The organism is Amycolatopsis acididurans, assembly GCF_012328925.1.
Taxonomy (GTDB): domain Bacteria; phylum Actinomycetota; class Actinomycetes; order Mycobacteriales; family Pseudonocardiaceae; genus Amycolatopsis_E; species Amycolatopsis_E acididurans.
On sequence record NZ_JAAXLS010000105.1, the window covers coordinates 1 to 2618 of the forward strand.

The 2618-nt window shown below is 65.2% G+C and carries 1 protein-coding gene; it reads left to right on the forward strand.

Annotated elements, in window-relative coordinates; all coding sequences use genetic code 11:
• The first annotated feature begins 878 nt into the window (after positions 1 to 878).
• A complete protein-coding gene (ltrA, locus tag HFP15_RS42000; RefSeq protein WP_168524182.1) occupies positions 879 to 2309 on the forward strand; it encodes a group II intron reverse transcriptase/maturase in 1431 nt (476 codons plus the stop codon).
• Positions 2310 to 2618 lie beyond the last annotated feature (309 nt).

Below are 2618 nucleotides of genomic sequence, written 5' to 3' on the forward strand. Positions count from 1 at the left end.
GCTCCTAATCAGTTCTGGGAGTGAGCCATCCGGCACACTCCTGGTGTAGCTGGCCGGTAGGTGAGCACTGTGAGCTCCTGGACTTCGAGTCCTGAGCAAAGATCGTGCCCCTGCCGGTTGGTCGGGAGAGTTGATCGCTGCTGGGATGTCGTGCCCGCCGGTGGTGTGAGCACTGCTTGATTAGGTCGCTGATAGTTCTCCCGCCGGCTGCGTGATGGTGATCGACAACGGGAGGATCGTTGCGGCTGTTCGTAGGGGATGACTGGGCGGAAGACCACGTGCGCCACGAGGCGCTTCGAGTCGAGTGGAGGTGAAAGGCCTTTGCCATCCGGCCATCGCAGTGGGCGGGTGAAGCTGGGGGCAGCCTGATCCGGGAGACGCCGGTGAGGGTGGGAGCAGCCCTGACAACGCCGGGACGTGCCGGTACTGCCAGACGGTGCGGGTCCGGTCAGCGAGATGGGAAGGCGTACGAGAGGAACCAGTGTTTGACGCCCCTTAACGGCCCACCAGCTCAAACTTGGCGGATAGGGGCTGGGTGCGGTGCGTATCCACTGTCCGGTGGGCGGTGGAGAACTCCCGGCGGCGATGTGGTGAGCCGTCGGGAGGCCACGGCGAAGGTCTGCGGCGTAGCCGTGGCGATGCCGCAGGGGTAGAGCTGGGCGCCTCACCCATCGATCGACTTCGAGGTGAACGTGGGAACCGTCCGGTGTCGCCCTCGCCTCGCGCAGCCAGCGCGAAGGACGGGCAGGCACGTCGTCTTCTGAAGGCATCGGACGGGACGGAGGCTCCGTAGTAGTCCGAGGTCGGGAAAGCCGGCCACATGGCGAAGGGAGCCAGCGAGTCAGCAAGGAGGAGACTGGAATGCCGGGAGGCCACGGGTGAACACCCGCGATCCGGAGGCGGTTCTGTATTGGGCCGAGCGCCGGGTACTGGAGATCCAGACCAAGTTGCACCGTTGGGCGACCGACGATCCTCATCGCCGGTTCGACGACATTTTCAACCTCGTCACCGATCCCAGCTTCCTGTTGGTCGCTTGGGCTCGGGTTGCGGGGAACAAAGGCGCTCGATCGGCCGGAGTCGACGGACAGACCGCCGCCTTCGTCCGTGACCGGATTGGCGCGGAGGGCTTCCTCGCCGAGTTGCGCGAACAACTGAAGTCGCGCAGCTTCCGACCCATGCCGGTCAAGGAACGGATGATCCCCAAACCAGGTTCGCGCAAGCGGCGACGTTTGGGCATCCCGACCGTGACCGACCGGGTGGTCCAGGCGTCCTTGAAGCTGGTGCTGGAGCCGATCTTCGAGGCGGACTTCATGCCGTGCTCGTACGGCTTTCGGCCTAAGCGACGCGCGCACGACGCGATGGCCGAGACCGTTTTCCTGGCATCCAAGACCTACGAGTGGGTGCTGGAGGGCGACATCACGGCCTGCTTCGACGAGATCTCGCATCCGGCCCTGATGGATCGGGTGCGAGCTCGGATCGGGGACAAGCGCGTGCTCGCGCTGGTGAAGGTGTTTCTGAAGGCGGGCATCCTCAGCGAGGTAGGCACGTCGAAGGAAACGGTCACTGGCACCCCGCAAGGTGGGATTCTGTCCCCGCTGCTGGCCAACGTCGCACTGTCGGTGCTGGACGAGCATTTCGTCACGCATCCAGGTGGGCCACGATCGACCACAAAACAGCGGTGGACCCGCCGCCGCAAGGGACTGCCCAATTGCCGGTTGATCCGGTACGCGGACGACTTCGTGATCCTGATCTCCGGGACACGAGCGCACGCGCAGGCAATGCTCCCCGAAGTGGCGGAGGTCTTGTCCACCGTCGGCCTGCGACTGTCGGAGGACAAGACGCTGATCACCCATATCGACGAGGGCCTCGACTTCTTGGGTTGGCGCATCCAGCGTCACCGCAAGCGAGGCACCGTCCGGCACTACGTCTACAACTATCCGGCCAAGAAGACTCTGAAGTCCATCAAGGCCAAGACGAAGGCGATCTGCCGGACGAACGTCAGCCTGCCGCTGACAGTCCTGCTGCACAAGCTCAACCAGGTGCTGCGGGGCTGGACCGCGTATTTCCGCCCAGGTGTGTCGAGCCGGGCATTTGAATACCTGCGCATGATTGTCTGGCGGCAGGTGTTCGGATGGCTCCGACGCAAGCACCCCAACATGGGCTGGAAGGAACTGCGTCGCCGCTACTGCGACGGCGGATGGTGGCCACAGGCGGGAGAAGTCGTGTTGTTCAACCCCGGATCGGTGGCCACCACGCGCTACCGACCACGGGGAACGGCGATCCCGTCGCCCTGGCCCAGCAAGGCATGAGGAAAGCACCCGTCCAACGGGACTTGTGGAGAGCCGGATGCGGGGACAACTCGCACGTCCGGTTCGGGAGGGCGGCATGGGGAAACGGGCCGGGAGCAATCCCGGAACCGCGCTCCATGCCGACCCCACCACGATGTGGAGGTGATGGACGGCTCGGGGCGCCGTTTGGCCAAGGCCCGGCTGCCCGAGGGTGTGGCGGGGATGGCCCGGTTGCACACCATGATCGGGGAACTGACCGGGGACATCGACCCGGCCGATGTCGAGGTGCTGGTCGGGATCGAGACCGATCGGGGCCCGTGGGTGGCGGCG